Annotated in this window: 18 protein-coding genes; 4 read left to right on the forward strand and 14 right to left on the reverse strand. The window is 35.4% G+C overall.

Features of this window, described 5'->3' with window-relative positions:
* Window positions 1-59: 59 nt before the first annotated feature.
* The 3 genes from NX902_RS13395 to NX902_RS13405 form a co-directional block, all read right to left on the reverse strand.
* Entirely contained in the window at window positions 60-761 is a 702-nt protein-coding gene (locus tag NX902_RS13395; RefSeq protein ID WP_123257754.1) for an alpha/beta fold hydrolase, read from the reverse strand.
* A gap of 128 nt (window positions 762-889) precedes the next feature.
* On the reverse strand, window positions 890-1,585 hold the full coding sequence (locus NX902_RS13400; protein ID WP_341160771.1) for a DUF5694 domain-containing protein: 696 nt from the start codon (window positions 1,583-1,585) through the stop codon (window positions 890-892).
* Between the two features lie 32 nt (window positions 1,586-1,617).
* Complete coding sequence (locus NX902_RS13405; RefSeq protein ID WP_123257756.1) at window positions 1,618-2,061, reverse strand: PH domain-containing protein; 444 nt, start codon at window positions 2,059-2,061, stop codon at window positions 1,618-1,620.
* Window positions 2,062-2,263: 202 nt separating this feature from the next.
* On the opposite strand from NX902_RS13405, the gene murQ reads away from it, so the two are divergent.
* The 4 genes from murQ to NX902_RS13425 all read left to right on the forward strand — a co-directional run bounded on the left by murQ (window position 2,264) and on the right by NX902_RS13425 (window position 6,516).
* Complete coding sequence (murQ, locus tag NX902_RS13410) at window positions 2,264-3,163, forward strand: N-acetylmuramic acid 6-phosphate etherase (RefSeq protein ID WP_123257757.1); 900 nt, start codon at window positions 2,264-2,266, stop codon at window positions 3,161-3,163.
* Window positions 3,164-3,184: 21 nt separating this feature from the next.
* Window positions 3,185-4,039 carry a MurR/RpiR family transcriptional regulator gene (locus NX902_RS13415; RefSeq protein ID WP_095328958.1) on the forward strand — a complete coding sequence of 285 codons (855 nt, stop codon included), beginning with the start codon at window positions 3,185-3,187 and terminating at the stop codon, window positions 4,037-4,039.
* Between the two features lie 102 nt (window positions 4,040-4,141).
* Window positions 4,142-5,506, forward strand: a complete 1,365-nt coding sequence (locus NX902_RS13420) for a PTS transporter subunit EIIC (RefSeq protein ID WP_095328959.1) — start codon at window positions 4,142-4,144, stop codon at window positions 5,504-5,506.
* A complete protein-coding gene (locus NX902_RS13425) occupies window positions 5,503-6,516 on the forward strand; it encodes a MupG family TIM beta-alpha barrel fold protein (RefSeq protein ID WP_095328960.1) in 1,014 nt (337 codons plus the stop codon). The genes NX902_RS13420 and NX902_RS13425 overlap by 4 nt, the downstream gene beginning before the upstream one ends.
* Before the next feature lie 560 nt (window positions 6,517-7,076).
* Here NX902_RS13425 and NX902_RS13430 read toward each other — a convergent pair.
* The 11 genes from NX902_RS13430 to NX902_RS13480 all read right to left on the reverse strand — a co-directional run bounded on the left by NX902_RS13430 (window position 7,077) and on the right by NX902_RS13480 (window position 14,439).
* Window positions 7,077-8,036 carry a LacI family DNA-binding transcriptional regulator gene (locus NX902_RS13430; RefSeq protein ID WP_095328961.1) on the reverse strand — a complete coding sequence of 320 codons (960 nt, stop codon included), beginning with the start codon at window positions 8,034-8,036 and terminating at the stop codon, window positions 7,077-7,079.
* A gap of 322 nt (window positions 8,037-8,358) precedes the next feature.
* On the reverse strand, window positions 8,359-8,715 hold the full coding sequence (locus tag NX902_RS13435; protein ID WP_341160772.1) for a hypothetical protein: 357 nt from the start codon (window positions 8,713-8,715) through the stop codon (window positions 8,359-8,361).
* 73 nt (window positions 8,716-8,788) lie between these two features.
* Complete coding sequence (gene rpsN, locus NX902_RS13440; RefSeq protein ID WP_095328963.1) at window positions 8,789-9,058, reverse strand: 30S ribosomal protein S14; 270 nt, start codon at window positions 9,056-9,058, stop codon at window positions 8,789-8,791.
* A gap of 68 nt (window positions 9,059-9,126) precedes the next feature.
* Window positions 9,127-9,276, reverse strand: coding sequence for a 50S ribosomal protein L33 (gene rpmG, locus NX902_RS13445; protein WP_016203575.1), 150 nt, complete (start codon window positions 9,274-9,276; stop codon window positions 9,127-9,129).
* 34 nt (window positions 9,277-9,310) lie between these two features.
* Window positions 9,311-10,498 carry a GTP-binding protein gene (locus NX902_RS13450; protein WP_341160773.1) on the reverse strand — a complete coding sequence of 396 codons (1,188 nt, stop codon included), beginning with the start codon at window positions 10,496-10,498 and terminating at the stop codon, window positions 9,311-9,313.
* Window positions 10,499-10,713: 215 nt separating this feature from the next.
* Entirely contained in the window at window positions 10,714-10,950 is a 237-nt protein-coding gene (locus NX902_RS13455; protein WP_235973327.1) for a hypothetical protein, read from the reverse strand.
* 53 nt (window positions 10,951-11,003) lie between these two features.
* Window positions 11,004-11,327, reverse strand: coding sequence for a hypothetical protein (locus NX902_RS13460; protein WP_235973328.1), 324 nt, complete (start codon window positions 11,325-11,327; stop codon window positions 11,004-11,006).
* Window positions 11,328-11,794: 467 nt separating this feature from the next.
* Window positions 11,795-12,169, reverse strand: a complete 375-nt coding sequence (locus NX902_RS13465; protein WP_123257760.1) for an immunity 22 family protein — start codon at window positions 12,167-12,169, stop codon at window positions 11,795-11,797.
* Window positions 12,170-12,445: 276 nt separating this feature from the next.
* Window positions 12,446-12,931: a hypothetical protein gene (locus NX902_RS13470; RefSeq protein WP_341161078.1), complete on the reverse strand. Its 486-nt coding sequence runs from the start codon at window positions 12,929-12,931 to the stop codon at window positions 12,446-12,448.
* A 192-nt stretch (window positions 12,932-13,123) separates the two neighbouring features.
* A complete protein-coding gene (locus tag NX902_RS13475; protein ID WP_341160774.1) occupies window positions 13,124-13,672 on the reverse strand; it encodes a cytoplasmic protein in 549 nt (182 codons plus the stop codon).
* Between the two features lie 554 nt (window positions 13,673-14,226).
* Window positions 14,227-14,439 carry a bacteriocin immunity protein gene (locus NX902_RS13480; protein ID WP_095328965.1) on the reverse strand — a complete coding sequence of 71 codons (213 nt, stop codon included), beginning with the start codon at window positions 14,437-14,439 and terminating at the stop codon, window positions 14,227-14,229.
* Window positions 14,440-14,692 lie beyond the last annotated feature (253 nt).

Here is a 14,692-nt window from a genome sequence, read left to right on the forward strand (position 1 = left end):
TTTCACTCCTGACAAAATGATGAATACAATATTATCATCGGATTTAATTTAATTTAATTCTAAACAGTCTTTTTATCATTTACAAAGCTTAATACTGCCTCTTTAAACACATCTTGATTCTCTATGTATGGATGATGCCCGCCATTAATATAGTGAATGACTGCATTTTCACACGGAAAAGTTAAATGATGGTTTGGTCCAACAGCATGATCAGATTTACCAGCTATAATCAGAGTCGGTTTTTGTATTTCTCTCAGAAGTTCTGTAAAATCGTCAAAATATTCTTTTAAGGAAAAAACCTTCTTTTGGAAATAGGCATCCGTTCTTAATTCCTTATCTATCATATCTACTTCTTTTTTCTTGTCTATATCTGTATATTGAAAATGATCGTAACGTCCGTTCTCGATTAATTTAAATGGATAGCGATTTGCATATAGGACGGCTAAATATCCACCGAAAGAATGCCCTATAATCGACCATTTAGAAATACCTAGTTGGATACGTAGTTCTTCGCAATCTTCTATTAAATGGTTTATTCCAAAAGACTCCTCCTTAAAAATTTCTTCAGAGCGACATACTCCTCTCTGATCTATAACAACTAAACGAAAAAAATTGTTTAGACGATGTGTTTGATTCATGGAAAAGTCAAAACACCCTTCACCTGGGCCGCCATGTAAATATAGAATAGCTTTTCCTGTCATTTTCCCATGCGTTTCCACATATAATTCTTTATTATTAATGTTCAAGTAGTGAATTGCCATCGATTTTCATCCTCCCTTTTTCCATTCTTCTTATGCCTATAGAAAATGGGGGAGCTCGTGAAAATGGCAGTAACCTTGAACGTTAATGGAAGCCTTCTATTGAATACATGAAACATTCCTCCTGCCCCTTATATTTTGTTTGTATAGGAAAAAGGATTTATTACTTCCCAGCCAATTCCTTCAAAAAACTTTCTTAATAGCCACAAATGGTCACTGCCAATAAGAAGCAAAATACAATCTTGATCATTATCCTTTGTAATCTCTAGCACATTATTAAATATATACAATTCTCTTTTCATCCATTTATCTAGAAAGGGAATACCAATTTTTACACCCTGTTTATTTTCAACTAAGACAAAAGATAAATAAAGATCCTCAAGTCTATGTATATATGCGTTCTCATTCAATCGGCGAAATGCCTCTATTAATGAACTTGTTGCAGACAACACGGGACTAGCTTTATTTAAACTTTCCATTTTTTCAGATAGTTCTTGATAATTTTCCTTTATTTCATTAAATAGGTTTTGAACATCTTCTTGCCCTAATTCCCCTTCCAAATTTACACCATATACCTTATCATGGTGTAATTTATTCGCTAATCTAAAACCAATTTGTTCAATCTCATCTGAAGAATATTGATTACTTTCTTGATGAAATTTTTCAATAAGAAGCTGCTCATCTTTTTTATCCCATTCTAAGGCAATTTTGGAAGGTCTCCATTCTGCTAATAATTGAACTAATTCTTCGATCTCTTCGTCTTTCCTTTTTATCATATCAGCATTTTCCGCAAAATGAAAAGTGCCTACTAATATTATCTTCTTCACATCTCCACCGCCATCGTTAAAATAACTTATCGTTAATTATTGTTTTTTCCTCTTTTTGAAATTCTATTTTCTAATTCTATTAAAAATAATTCAGCGTTCTGCGGCGATATTTTTACACTGCCAAGGCTCGCTGTCATGTAAAATATTTCGATTGCTGATTTGGAAGTTAACAGTCGAAAACCAGTAAATATATCAGTCGTCTTAGCAACTTTAGTAATATTTTCATAGCGGATTTTACTGTGAAAAGGTCCCCCTTTTACTAGTAAATACTCATCGGTAAACACATACTTAATACCAAATGTAATCCATGCAAAAAAAGAAGTACATAAGATAAAAATGGTACTCATAATAATACTGGGCAATATGGTTCGTTCCTTCTCTATAAACAATGGACCTAACGTAACAAGCCCAATACTAAAAATAACGACTAACAACATGATAATAAAGAAGCGATCTACTTTCGAACGGAAAATCATGTTTTTACCCCCTCCTCTTATCATACGTATAAGGATAACAGTAAGTTTCAGTCAATTGTCTTTTCTTTTATGTAAGCATCTTGAAATAAAATTTGATTTTATTATTTGTTATGAATTATTGAAATTTCATTTTAGTTTTATTATAATCATCTCAAGGAAATCGTTTTCAAATCTAAACAAACTTGGAGAAGGAGTATTTACCATGGAAGAAAAGCTTGAGCTATTAACAACAGAATCTCGAAATGAGCAAACAATGCAAATCGATACGGCTGAACCAATGGAAATATTGCGTTTGATGAATGAACAAGATCAACTAGTGGCTCTTGCAGTCAAGGAAGTCTTATCTGATATAGAGGTAGCCGTCCAATACGTTTTTGAATCCTTCCAAAAAGGCGGTCGCCTTATTTATGTGGGCGCAGGAACGAGTGGAAGATTAGGCGTTCTCGATGCTGTAGAATGTCCACCAACATTTGGTACAGATCCCGAAATGGTGCAAGGACTGATCGCTGGTGGAGAAACAGCCTTTTTTAAAGCGGTCGAAGGAGCAGAAGATCAGCCAGAGCTTGGTATCAAAGATTTAAAAGCTATAAGTCTTTCAAAAAATGATACGGTGATTGGTATTGCCGCCAGTGGAAGGACTCCTTATGTTATCGGAGCATTGCAGTATGCAAGAGCAGTTGGAGCAAAAACAATTGCCTTATCCTGTAATAAAAATGCAGCCATCAGTAAAGAAGCAGAGCAAGCAATCGAAGTGATTGTCGGTCCTGAGGTGCTTACCGGTTCAACCCGGTTAAAATCAGGCACTGCACACAAAATGATTTTAAATATGATCTCCACTTCCTCCATGATATTGCTAGGAAAAGCATACGAAAACTTAATGGTAGATGTTCATGTAAGCAATGAAAAGCTTAAGGAACGAGCAATCGCTATTATTTGCAAAATTGCAGATGTCTCCTATGAACAAGCATTAGAAACATTGGAAGAGGCAAACTTACAAGTCAAAACAGCAATCGTCATGTTAAAAACAAATTCAAGCAAGCAAGAAGCAGAGCAGCTTTTAGCAAATGCTAATGGTTATGTAAAAAAAGCAATTCAGAAGTAATCTGAAAAGGTGGTTAAGATTGTGGTAGCAGGTGGTTTAAAAATTATTCAAAGCATGTTGGAGCAGCTCCCCGCTTCCGAGCGAAAGATTGCTGCATTTATACTAGAAAATCCAAATATGCTCTTAAACAGTACCGTTCATGAAATCGGCGCGCATGCAGGTACAAGCGGAGCCGCGGTTATTCGACTCTGTAAATCCTTAGGCTTAAATGGCTTTCAAGATTTAAAAGTTAGAATTGCTGGCGATTTAGTGAAGCCCCTTGAACAAGGATATCGCGATATTGAACCAGATGAATCCTTCTACTCTATTGTTCAAAAAACAACTAGTAACAGCATTCAGAGTATCCGTGATTCTGAAGAAATAATTAATTATGAAGAATTGGAGCGCGCTGTCCACACTATATCTGCTGCAAAAAATGTTCATTTTTTTGGGATTGGTGCTTCCAATATTATCGCTAAAGATGCTCAGCAAAAGCTTCTGCGAATTCATAAAAACGCTACTGCCTTTACTGATATACATCTTGTCGCTACATTAATCGGAAATGCAGGCAAGGATGATATTGTCTTTGGAATCTCCCATTCAGGCGAAACTCCCGAAGTAATTAAAGTCATGTCACTTGCCAAGAAACATGGTGTAAAAACAATCAGTCTAACAAAATACGGTCAATCTTCTGTTGCATCATTATCAGATATAAAGCTGTTTACTTCCTATTCAGCTGAAGCTCCCTTTCGAAGTGCAGCCACATCGTCACGTCTAGCTCAGCTATATATCATGGATATTTTGTTTCTCTCAATGGCAACAGTTCAATATGAGGACACTATTACCTCTATTGATAAAACAAGAGAAGCTATTCAATTTATTAAAGAAGGAAAGTAGCATTCGCTTAAATGTGTCTTCCCTATCTAGAAACAACATGGTGCCTGGACACATTTGATAGGAGTGCAAAAATAAATAATAGTGGAGAGAAGGGAATTTAAGATGGCTGGTGAAAACAATAAAATTTTAGCAGAAAAGATTCTCGAACAATTAGGTGGTCCTGAAAATATTGTTAGCTACACACATTGTATGACAAGACTTCGTGTCACACCGAAAAATTCTTCCTTAATCAATAAAGAAGAATTAAAAAAAGTGGATGGAGTATTAGGAGTTGTAGTTGAAGAAACACTGCAAATTATTCTTGGCCCTGGAAAAGTAAATAAAGTTACAGAAGCCTTTAGTAGATTAATCGAAGATGCTGGCGGGATTAATCTAAAAGAAAAGGCAGCAAGCACAAAAGCTGAAATTAACAAAAAAAATGCAACACCTTTTAAATTATTTTTGCGCAAAATTGCTAGTATCTTCATTCCTTTAATTCCTGCTCTCGTAGCGTCTGGATTGATAACAGGAATTACAAAAGCCATTGTCCAGGCCGGTGTGCTGGCAGAAGAATCACAACTTGCCATCATTTTATCTGTGATTGGCAGTGGATTATTCGGATACCTCGGCATATTAGTTGGTACAAATGCAGCAAAAGAATTTGGCGGTTCGCCAGCGCTTGGAGCTATTGCCGGTATTTTGATAATAAACCCCGCTGTTGCTGGCATTCATTTATTTGGCACAGATTTACTGCCTGGTCGAGGCGGACTAATTGGCGTGCTATTCGCAGCAATCTTTATCGCATTAGTTGAAAAACAGGTTCGTAAATATGTGCCAACCTCGCTAGATCTTTTTATTACGCCGACTGTCGCTTTATTGCTTACTGGTATCTTGACTTATCTCATATTTATGCCGCTTGGCGGTCTTATTTCTGATGTCATTACAAAAGGATTAACCTCCTTACTGGAAATGGGGGGTGTAGTTGCAGGATTTGTTCTTGGGGCAACCTTCCTTCCCCTTGTTGTCACTGGGTTACACCAAGGGTTAACACCAATACATCTTGAGTTAATTAATACAATTGATAATGATCCTCTTCTGCCAATCCTTGCAATGGGTGGTGCTGCCCAAGTAGGTGCAGCGTTTGCGATTTACTTTAAAACAAAGAAAACACGATTAAAGAGAGCTATTGCTGGTGGTCTTCCTGCAGGGATTCTTGGGATTGGCGAGCCATTGATATTTGGTGTTACCCTTCCGCTAGGGCGTCCCTTCTTAACGGCATGTTTGGGAGCTGGAATCGGCGGAGCGTTTCAGGCTGCATTCGGAGTTGCTACTGTAGCTATCGGCGTATCTGGTATCCCACTTGCATTCCTTGTTGTTACCGGTCAAGTGTTTCTATATTTAGCAGGGGTATTAATTGCTTATGCTGCTGGATTTGTTTTTACGTATTTATTTGGCTTCAAAGATGAAATGGCTGGTGAGTTTGAATGATTGGCATTTCCTTTTATTTAAAGGATCCTTTAGCGGAAGAACGAATTACCCGCGCTGGAAAATTAGGAGTAAAGCGGGCATTCACCTCCCTTCATATTCCGGAGGAGTCTGGTGAATTAGCGACTAGAGCTAAAGCACTTATGACTCTAGCTGCTGAATCAGGAATAGAGGTTTTTGCCGATGTTTCCTTAAGAACTCCTAGTCATTTAGGATTAAACAGTTTAATGGAGTTAAAGAAGCTAGGGGTTATTGGTCTTCGATTAGATGATGGTTTTGATAATGAAATGATTTTAACCCTTTCCCAAGATTTTAAATTGGCTCTTAATGCTAGTGCTTTCCAAGAGGAGGACTTGTCTGCACTTATAAAAGCTGGTCTGAATGCCAACCAATTGATAGCATGGCATAATTTCTATCCAAGACAAGAAACGGGATTATCCTTTTCTTTTTTTCAATCGCAAAATAAAATCTTCCAGCGCTTCGGAATACCTATTAGTGCATATATTCCAGGTGATGAAGAAAAACGTGGTCCTCTATTTGACGGGCTGCCTACATTGGAAAATCATCGGCACTTAGAGCCATATCATGGTGCATTAGAGTTATTTCTAGCAGGGGTTGAGGATGTTTACATTGGTGATCCTGGAGTAAGTGAAGCACTACTTCATAAATTAATCGATTTTGATCAGCATCATTATGTCTCCATCCGTATCCAGGATTATCAAGAAGGCGAGTTCCAACTTCGTCCTGATCTTTCCCGTGATGTTCTCCGCTTCCTAGGTACGAGAAGTCTAGAGAATATCTACCCAGAGAACACAGAAGCACGTCCAGCCGGCACAATCACAAGAGATAATGACCTCTATGGACGCTATCGCGGAGAAATACAAATCACCCTGTGCGATCTTCCAGCAGATGAGCGAGTCAACGTTATCGGAAAGGTAATTGATGCAGATATACCGCTTCTATCCTTACTAAAACCTAGTCAAAAAATAAAACTTGTTCCTTTTTCCTTCTAATTAGAGCAAAATCGTAAAGAGGCGAGTTAAAAAATATTAAAAGGTTGAGACATAACAAAATAATTAATGCATAAAGACGAACAATCTCTAAATTAGTGGTAAAACCAATTCGTTCCATTGCGCTACAGACACTCCCTTTCCGCGGGGAGCAACCTAAGCCTCCTCGGCTTCAAGCCTGTGGGGTCTTAGGCTTTGCTCTACTTCCCGCAGGAGTTGAGTGTCCTCCGCTCCATTTCACTCCGTTTTTGAAGATTATTTCGTTCTAGCATTTTTTCAAAAGAAAATAAAACGGAGCAGACTGAATACACGTAGACTCCTATGGGAGCTGCGAGAAAGTCCAAGACCCCGCAGGAACGAGGAGGCTTGGCGCTCGCCCCATGGAAAGCGAAGTGTATTCAGTCTGCGGGTGATTACCACAAACCATTTTTCTTAAAATAAATAAAAACCCCAAACAATTATACGAATATTTTCTAATATGTACATATAATTGTTCGGGGGTATATTGGGTTGAAATACTTATGTCTCATCCTCTTCTTATTTGCAGCTAAAGAACAACTTGTTTATACAGTGGTTCTTTCAATAAAACGAAAAAACATTTCTTCTTTCGATATTTCTTTGCTAATAGCTTGTTGAAATAAGTTCTTTCCCATCTCTAAAAGCGGAATTTCCATTGTAGATATTTCCATCAGCCTTGCAATGGATTCGTTATGATAACCTATTATCGCAAGCTCTTCTGGAATTTTGATTCCTTGTTTTTGACAATAGATAACAATTCCTGCTGCAACTTGATCACTTGTCACAATTAAAGCAGACGGAGGATTATCCATTTGCAGTAAATGATCCATCACCTTTTTGGCATCTTCAAAGTAATTACAGTGATCGATAATATATTCTTCACAATAAGGAAGTTGATGTTCCAAAAGAAACTCTTGATAGGCATTTGCACGTAATTGGCTGCTTGGACCCGTTTTTCTTCCAATACAGTAGCCGATTTTTTGATGACCCTTTTTATGTAAAAATGCTAAAGCTTCTTTGAAAATTTTATATTGGTTAACAAATGTCGAAGAAACTTCCTTCCCCTTTGTGTCTTCACATAAAACAATTGTTCCATAGGAAAGATATTCTTGAATTACAGACCATTCGCAAGTTCGCGAACAAATGATGAGGGAGTCAATTTGCTTTTGCTTCAACATTTGTAATGCCTCTAATTCCCTGCTTACCATATAATCCGTCTGAAACAATACAAGTTTATAATTATTCTCCAGCGCTTGTTTTGCTATCCCTTTTAATAGCAGCGCAAAATAAGGATGGTCAGAAAAAGGAAGGACAACACCAATCATTTGTGTTTTTCCTTTACTTAAATGAACTGCATTAATATTTTGTTCATAATTACTTTCTTTAATTGCCGCTAATACAGCATTTCTCTTTTCTTTGCTTACATATGGATGATTATTAAGGACACGGGAAACAGTTGTTACAGAAACACCAGCCATCTTTGCTAGATCTTTAATGTTTGTCATACTTTTCACCTTTTCAAAACCCAATATCTTTTTTACCTTATATATTAAGAATACAGTTTCTGGTCTTTTCTGTATACCCCAATGAAATAGCCTGCAAAAGATGCAATTTATGTTGCATCCATTGATTGTCCAGACGACTTTAAGCAAACATAAGCTAAGCTATAAAATAGAAGCAAAATAAATTTCTGCCCCGCTTCTCTTATTGCTTAAAGTGTAAAGGATGAAACACATACCAGGTTAATGTGAAAAAACAGATAAGCATGGTAGCTATGTATGTTATTCCAACGTATCCTATTTAAATAAGAGTGCCATTATGGCAAAATTAGGAGACAAATACAAATGTCCATTTTTTATTTTTTCGCGCTTTTCTATCAGTCTTGGAGTAATTAATCCATCTCATTTGATTAATTCTGGTCATAATCATTAAATCGATTTCCGCTTGGGCCTCATCCATAATCTCTTTAATTGTTGACATACTGAGGGAAAAATAACTAGACGCCTCTTTAAATGGGGAATGATTAACCATCAGCTCCATAAACTGTTTCTCGCTTACAGCTATCTTCTCTAATTCTTCTTCTTTACTCGTTATGTATCGATAAATCTCCCGTTTTTTTTCTGGCAAGTTAGCAATCGCGCTTCGATAAAAAATTTGCACTAATACAGGATTAACGGAATTCATTTCTTATTCCTCCATTTTTTTGTGTAGATAAAAGTCGTCAAACCAATATGCTGACGACTTTTCTTTCTATTCATTACCAGCTTGATTTTTTCACTCCTGGAATTTGTCCTTTATGGGCATATTCTCTAAAAGCAATACGGGACATTTTAAATTTTCTTAAGTACCCTCTTGGTCTACCAGTCACTTCACATCTATTTTTTAAACGGGTCGGTGAGGAATCTCTTGGTAGCTTTCTAAGTGCTTCCAAGTCTCCTTTTTCTTTTAACTCCATTCGAAGCGCTGCATATTTTTCAACCATGGCTTGGCGTTTTTTTTCTTTTACTACTTTCGACTTTTTTGCCATTTCTACTTCCTCCAATACATTCGAATTATATAAAACGAAATGATTACGATTTAACGACTATAAAAAAATTACTTTGTTTCTCTGTGCAAAGTGCGCTTTTTTAAACGCGGACAATACTTCATCAACTCGATACGGTCTGGATTATTTCGTTTGTTTTTTGTTGTAATATAATTTCTATCTCCTGTTTCTGTACATGCTAAAGTAATTTTCACTCTCATTTTTTCTTCCTCCTAATTAAATTGACTTTTTTTCTTACTCTACAAAAAATGCAGGCAGTGGATCAATAAATTTAGTCCAATCCTTTTTCATTTCCATATCAGTCAATAAACAAGCATCTAGCTCGTCTTCCATTTGCTGTTGATTCATGCCAATCCCAATAAACACTAACTCTGTCATGCGATCTCCGTAAAGAGGATCCCAACGTTTTTGTAAATCTGGATCTTCCTCTAAAACTTCTTTCTGCTCGCTTTCCGAATAAGCTGCTATCCACATGCCCGCTTCTTGTATGGTTAAGGACGGTCCAGCTTGGGAAAGTAATCCGGCAATATCATTTCTCGTAGCCAACCAAATAAATCCTTTCGCCCGAACTACTTCAACTGGCCAGTCTTGCAACCACTGCATTAATCTCACAGGGTGAAAAGGTTTATTGCTACGATACACAAAGGAAGAAATTCCATATTCGTCTGTCTCTGGAATATGCTCTTCATTTAATTCTTTTATCCAGCCTGCACCTTGACTAGCAGCGTCAAAATCAAATAACTGAGTATTTAAAACTTGATTTAAAGGAATTCTGGAATATTCACTTTCTATAATTTTGGCTTCTGGGTTAAATTTTTGGATAACTGCTTTCAGTTCCTGTAGTTTGCTTTCCGAAACTAAATCCGTTTTATTTAACAAAATGACATTCGCAAATTCAATTTGATCAATTAACAAATCTGCTATTTCTCTTTCATCCATTTCACCCACTGCTTGCTTTCGGTCTAAAAGACTTTCACCAGATGCATAATCATGCCAAAAACGATGAGCATCTAAGACTGTAACCATCGTATCTAACTGACAAAATCGCGATAAATCAATCCCTACACTCTCATCTACATATGTAAATGTTTGCGCAACCGGAATCGGTTCGCTAATTCCGCTTGATTCAATTACGATATAATCAATATCACCTAATTGCACAAGCTTTTCCACTTCAATTATTAAATCCTCCCTAAGTGTACAGCAGATGCAACCATTTTGCATTTCCACCAATTTTTCATCCGTTCTTGAAAAACCGCCCTGTTTCACCAATGAAGCGTCAATATTTACCTCGCTCATATCATTGACAATCACAGCCACCTTTAGGCTTTCCCTATTGGATAGAATATGATTTAGCAAAGTAGTTTTGCCCGACCCGAGATAACCGCTTAAAACAGTAACAGGGATTTTCTTATTATTCAATACTCTCACTCCCAATAAACAAATCGTCATCATTCCGATTTAAACTTTCCACTTTAGTTATTTCTGATGAAGTAATAACTATTCTATAATAAAACGAAATGATTACGATTTGCAAGTGTTTATTATATACTTTTTTATTATGTAATGAAATTTAGTTACGGAAGGGAACTTGGAATTTATGTTAATTTCCCCTTCTTCTTCCATCTTTATCTTAATTACTCTGCTATCTTTATACTATTAGTCTCTGTATCAAAAATTCTAGTGCGAATATCATCTTTAGAAAGCAATAAATCATTTCCCTCTTGATCAAAACAGTAAGCAATTGGGATAGAAAAACCGCCATTTCTATAGGAACCATCAGCATGACTTGTTCCGACTACGATAGCATTTTCTTTCATTGCTATTTTTCTTGCTTCACATGTCCATTCTTCGTATTGTTTCTCGCTAAACATTCCAACACCTATTGGATTAAAAATGATCTCAACCTTACCATTCTCTAAACCTACTACTCCTTGAAATATCTCTCTGCATAATAATTTTGTTTAGACGGTGTATATAATATTTCATTCTCAGGCGTTTTTGCTCTTTCTAAAATTATTTTCCCCGCGCGATTGGCTATAAATGCTCTATCTTTCTTATTTTTATCTTTATAACCTGTAACTATATATGTATGATGTTTTATCGCTAGATTACATACTTCTTCGATATAATCAGCAGTAAAGTAACCCTCTGGAAATAGAATGACATTGACTTCGGGAAAACGTTCTATTTCTTTTGTCAATTGCTGTAAGCTGTTTTCCATTTTTGGTTGACTAATTAGTATTTTCATTTTCCCTCCTGATACATTTAATTGTTTTCTAGTAAATATTTAAATGTATGTATATTCCTTTCATAATTTAAATCTTCCATTACAACAGCACCATAATTAGTTACTATTTATTTGCATTATTATTAAAAAAGTTCTTCCTTTGATCGGAAACCTTCACTTAAATTTCATCTACTTAAATACACTCTTTATTTCAATTGGAAAGCCCTTTCTTTTCATGAGAAAGTTTTCATTGTTCTATTGCTAATTTCAACCTCCAACAAAATGATTAACTAGCTATGTTTCCGGTTGACCTAGCATGATATAAGTCGTTATATCTTTCAAAAAACCATAGATTATTCCGTGCCTTTATATTTCCTTCTTTTGACTTCTGATATAGTAAGTGTAAAACATAAGGCTACTAAGAAGAGATAAGTAATTTCTGAGTTGACCATTAACTAATTCCATTCTCCATATCTTTAAAATTTATCTTACTCATAATTTGTTGCAGCAATAAAATCAAAATCATCTGTTGAGCTAATTTCATTTTGATATTGAAAATTATATATTAAAATCACAGCATTATATGATTTCTTTAGATTTATACTTTTCTGGATTTTTGGGATGACAATTTCTTCATACGAACACCCTTCTAATAATGCTGCAATATCACTACTACTATTCTTATACACTTCCTTTTCTATCGTATCCTCATCTGTTTCATCCACATCAATCTTAAAATCGATAAAGAATTGGGATGGGACAGACTCGCCATCCTCATCATAAGTTAAATCAACATACTCTCCTATTGAGTCCTCATCGTTTATATTCCCTAACCAAACTGAAACGCACCCTTGTTTTTCCATAATAGTAGCCTCCTATTTTGTCTTAAAGCATGAGGCAGAGACATAACTCCACCCTCTAATCTATTACTGCTAACAATTATCATGTGCTTTAACGGGGCTTCCTCCTACATAAACACGTTTGGATTGACATCTGATATAGTTGTTCTTAAATCTTTAATCTCTTCAGTACTAAATATATCCACACTTAAATTGAGGAACCTTTGAAACTAAGTTCTACTCATGTAAATCTCTTGATTTTCTAAGTTGACGTGCATTTTTCTTTCTGATTTTTTATTTTTAATCCAATGTATAAGCAATAATTTTTCCTTCTGGATAAGCACCATTCCAACCGCAAGGAAAGGCACCAAGTTGATATATCTCAAACAAATCTTCAAAAAAAGGGTTATTCTTTCCGTTTACCGCTCGATTAATGGCACAATTAGTAAGGTCTGCTACAACATCATTATAAAACATACTATATTTACATGAGCTTTTGCTCACATTACCAGCAATAACTTCTAATAATTCTTCCAATCCTTTAGGCTTTTCCTTTTCTGACATTGCGTAATAAGTCTCCCAAACTTCACTCATTTCCAATTCTCTGATATCTTTCCAATTATACTCATCCTCACCAAAAATCTCATCATAAGCTAAATATTCTGCTTTTTTTATATCATTAATAATAACAATTTTATTGGTAATATTATTAGTAAGTTCGCTCTGGAAATTTTTCGAGAACCGAATTACCTCTTCAACTAAATTATTAAATACACCATCGTTCATTACTTTTATACCACCTTTCTCAAAGTCAACTCTTACCCCTTCCACCTGCATGTACCATGTTATCTCACCTAATTATCGTCTTATTTTCACAAACCACTTAAAATATAATGCCTTGATGGTACTAGGATCCTAAGCTCTCCGTTCTCAAACAAATTATTTTCATTTTGTTTCACTAAATATCAGTTTAATTTATTATAAATAAAAAAAACTTGAAAAGGCACTTTGCCAATCAAGATTTGTAATTTTTTTTTTTTTAGGCACATACACAATAATTTCACCAATCGGGTATGTCCCCTTCCACCCACACGGCCACCCTCCTTGCTTATAAATCTCAAAGATTTTTTCATAAAAGTTGTCTGTTTTCCCATTAACTAATCGATTTAATGCACACATCATGAGGTCACCCTCAACTTCCTCATTAATATCAATATAATCAAAAGGAAGAAAGTCGTTCGAGTAATTGTTATAGTCATTAAAAAAATCATATAAATCATCTTGTTCAGTTACTAAATCCAAATCATATACCTGTTGAACAATACTTCCTGCTTCCTGTGATTTAACATTTTCCCATACAGTATCAACTTCACTTGAGTCCTGAGACCAAGCAAGGTTTTGTGCTTCCTTGAAATTATTTATTACCTCTAAATTATTTACATGAAAGTTATTCATATTAAACATCTTATTATGACGTATAAAATCCATTACTTCTTCTACTAATTGAGTGTTTTCACCCAATTTCATTTAGATAACCACCTTTCCCTTAATTCTTCTATTTTTCTTACAATATTGTTATAAACGTTTTGAAAGCCTCTATATTTAGATAGGCTACTAACATCGCCAAAAAGTATAGGTAAAAATACACCATTTGCAGAGTCATTCATTTCCATTTTTAATAACTGGATGTTTATTTTATGGAGTAGGAATTTTTATATCTTGCTTGATAACCTAGCCAACTTATAGAGCCGGGTAACCCCATTAACTCTAGTGAATTTTTCCTAGGAACGCGTAAGGGAGGATTTCCAGAAGCCCATGGAATATGTCTATTTTGCTTATCTATAACTTTAGGAATATTTAAAAATAATGGCCGATGTCATATCGCTTTTGATTGCCTTGTTTCGTCTTCTTCACCGTTTCATATGCAATGCTATATCCGCCTCTTGCTTGACCTTGTGTAGATACTCGAATATTTCTGATAACTTCATAACATGTTATGCTTTAGGATTACCGTAACGCTAGCCTCTATATTAATCAAATCATTGTATGGGGCTTTGCGATGCAATCACCCCCTTTACCGATTAGTTCTCTTCTTTATATGCTAAGGCAATCTCTACTACTTCCTCTGGAGATAAATCCTCATCATTCCAAAAAATTAAGTCACTCGGAGCAGGATGAGGAACATTTTCTTCCAAAATTTCTATATATTCACTTACCTTTTCATCAGACTGCTTAGGATTACCTATTTTTTTTACTAGTTCAACTAACTTATCTTTAGATAACTTTTCACTCATTTTTCTACCATTCCTAAATTACTGCCCTTTCTTTCCAAATTGATAAACAGGTTTTCACATATTTTAGTGTATTTTTGATAGTTTGAACACTTCTCTCCCCTCGTCTATAGGCTTTTATGTAAGTATATATGATTTATGTTTACCACCATGTTCTACAATAGAAGTACTTCCCTCTAACACCCTTGAAATATTTTGGTTTTTAAACTCCTTTGTAAGGTTATCATCTCCTATATTATCCCATTTCTCTTTCTCT

Origin of the sequence: Niallia sp. FSL W8-0954, from assembly GCF_038005605.1 — a bacterium.
Lineage (GTDB): Bacteria > Bacillota > Bacilli > Bacillales > Cytobacillaceae > Niallia > Niallia circulans_A.

Coding starts and splice junctions, on each gene's coding strand:
- rpsN (WP_095328963.1), bottom strand. CDS start 9,058: ATGGCAAAAAAGTCGAAAGTAGTAAAAGAAAAAAAACGCCAAGCCATG.
- NX902_RS13405 (WP_123257756.1), bottom strand. CDS start 2,061: ATGATTTTCCGTTCGAAAGTAGATCGCTTCTTTATTATCATGTTGTTA.
- NX902_RS13475 (WP_341160774.1), bottom strand. CDS start 13,672: ATGAAATTGGGTGAAAACACTCAATTAGTAGAAGAAGTAATGGATTTT.
- NX902_RS13420 (WP_095328959.1), top strand. CDS start 4,142: ATGGCTGGTGAAAACAATAAAATTTTAGCAGAAAAGATTCTCGAACAA.
- NX902_RS13395 (WP_123257754.1), bottom strand. CDS start 761: ATGGCAATTCACTACTTGAACATTAATAATAAAGAATTATATGTGGAA.
- NX902_RS13455 (WP_235973327.1), bottom strand. CDS start 10,950: ATGTTTAGCGAGAAACAATACGAAGAATGGACATGTGAAGCAAGAAAA.
- murQ (WP_123257757.1), top strand. CDS start 2,264: ATGGAAGAAAAGCTTGAGCTATTAACAACAGAATCTCGAAATGAGCAA.
- NX902_RS13465 (WP_123257760.1), bottom strand. CDS start 12,169: ATGGAAAAACAAGGGTGCGTTTCAGTTTGGTTAGGGAATATAAACGAT.
- rpmG (WP_016203575.1), bottom strand. CDS start 9,276: ATGAGAGTGAAAATTACTTTAGCATGTACAGAAACAGGAGATAGAAAT.
- NX902_RS13425 (WP_095328960.1), top strand. CDS start 5,503: ATGATTGGCATTTCCTTTTATTTAAAGGATCCTTTAGCGGAAGAACGA.
- NX902_RS13470 (WP_341161078.1), bottom strand. CDS start 12,931: ATGAACGATGGTGTATTTAATAATTTAGTTGAAGAGGTAATTCGGTTC.
- NX902_RS13435 (WP_341160772.1), bottom strand. CDS start 8,715: ATGAATTCCGTTAATCCTGTATTAGTGCAAATTTTTTATCGAAGCGCG.
- NX902_RS13460 (WP_235973328.1), bottom strand. CDS start 11,327: ATGAAAATACTAATTAGTCAACCAAAAATGGAAAACAGCTTACAGCAA.
- NX902_RS13480 (WP_095328965.1), bottom strand. CDS start 14,439: ATGAGTGAAAAGTTATCTAAAGATAAGTTAGTTGAACTAGTAAAAAAA.
- NX902_RS13430 (WP_095328961.1), bottom strand. CDS start 8,036: ATGACAAACATTAAAGATCTAGCAAAGATGGCTGGTGTTTCTGTAACA.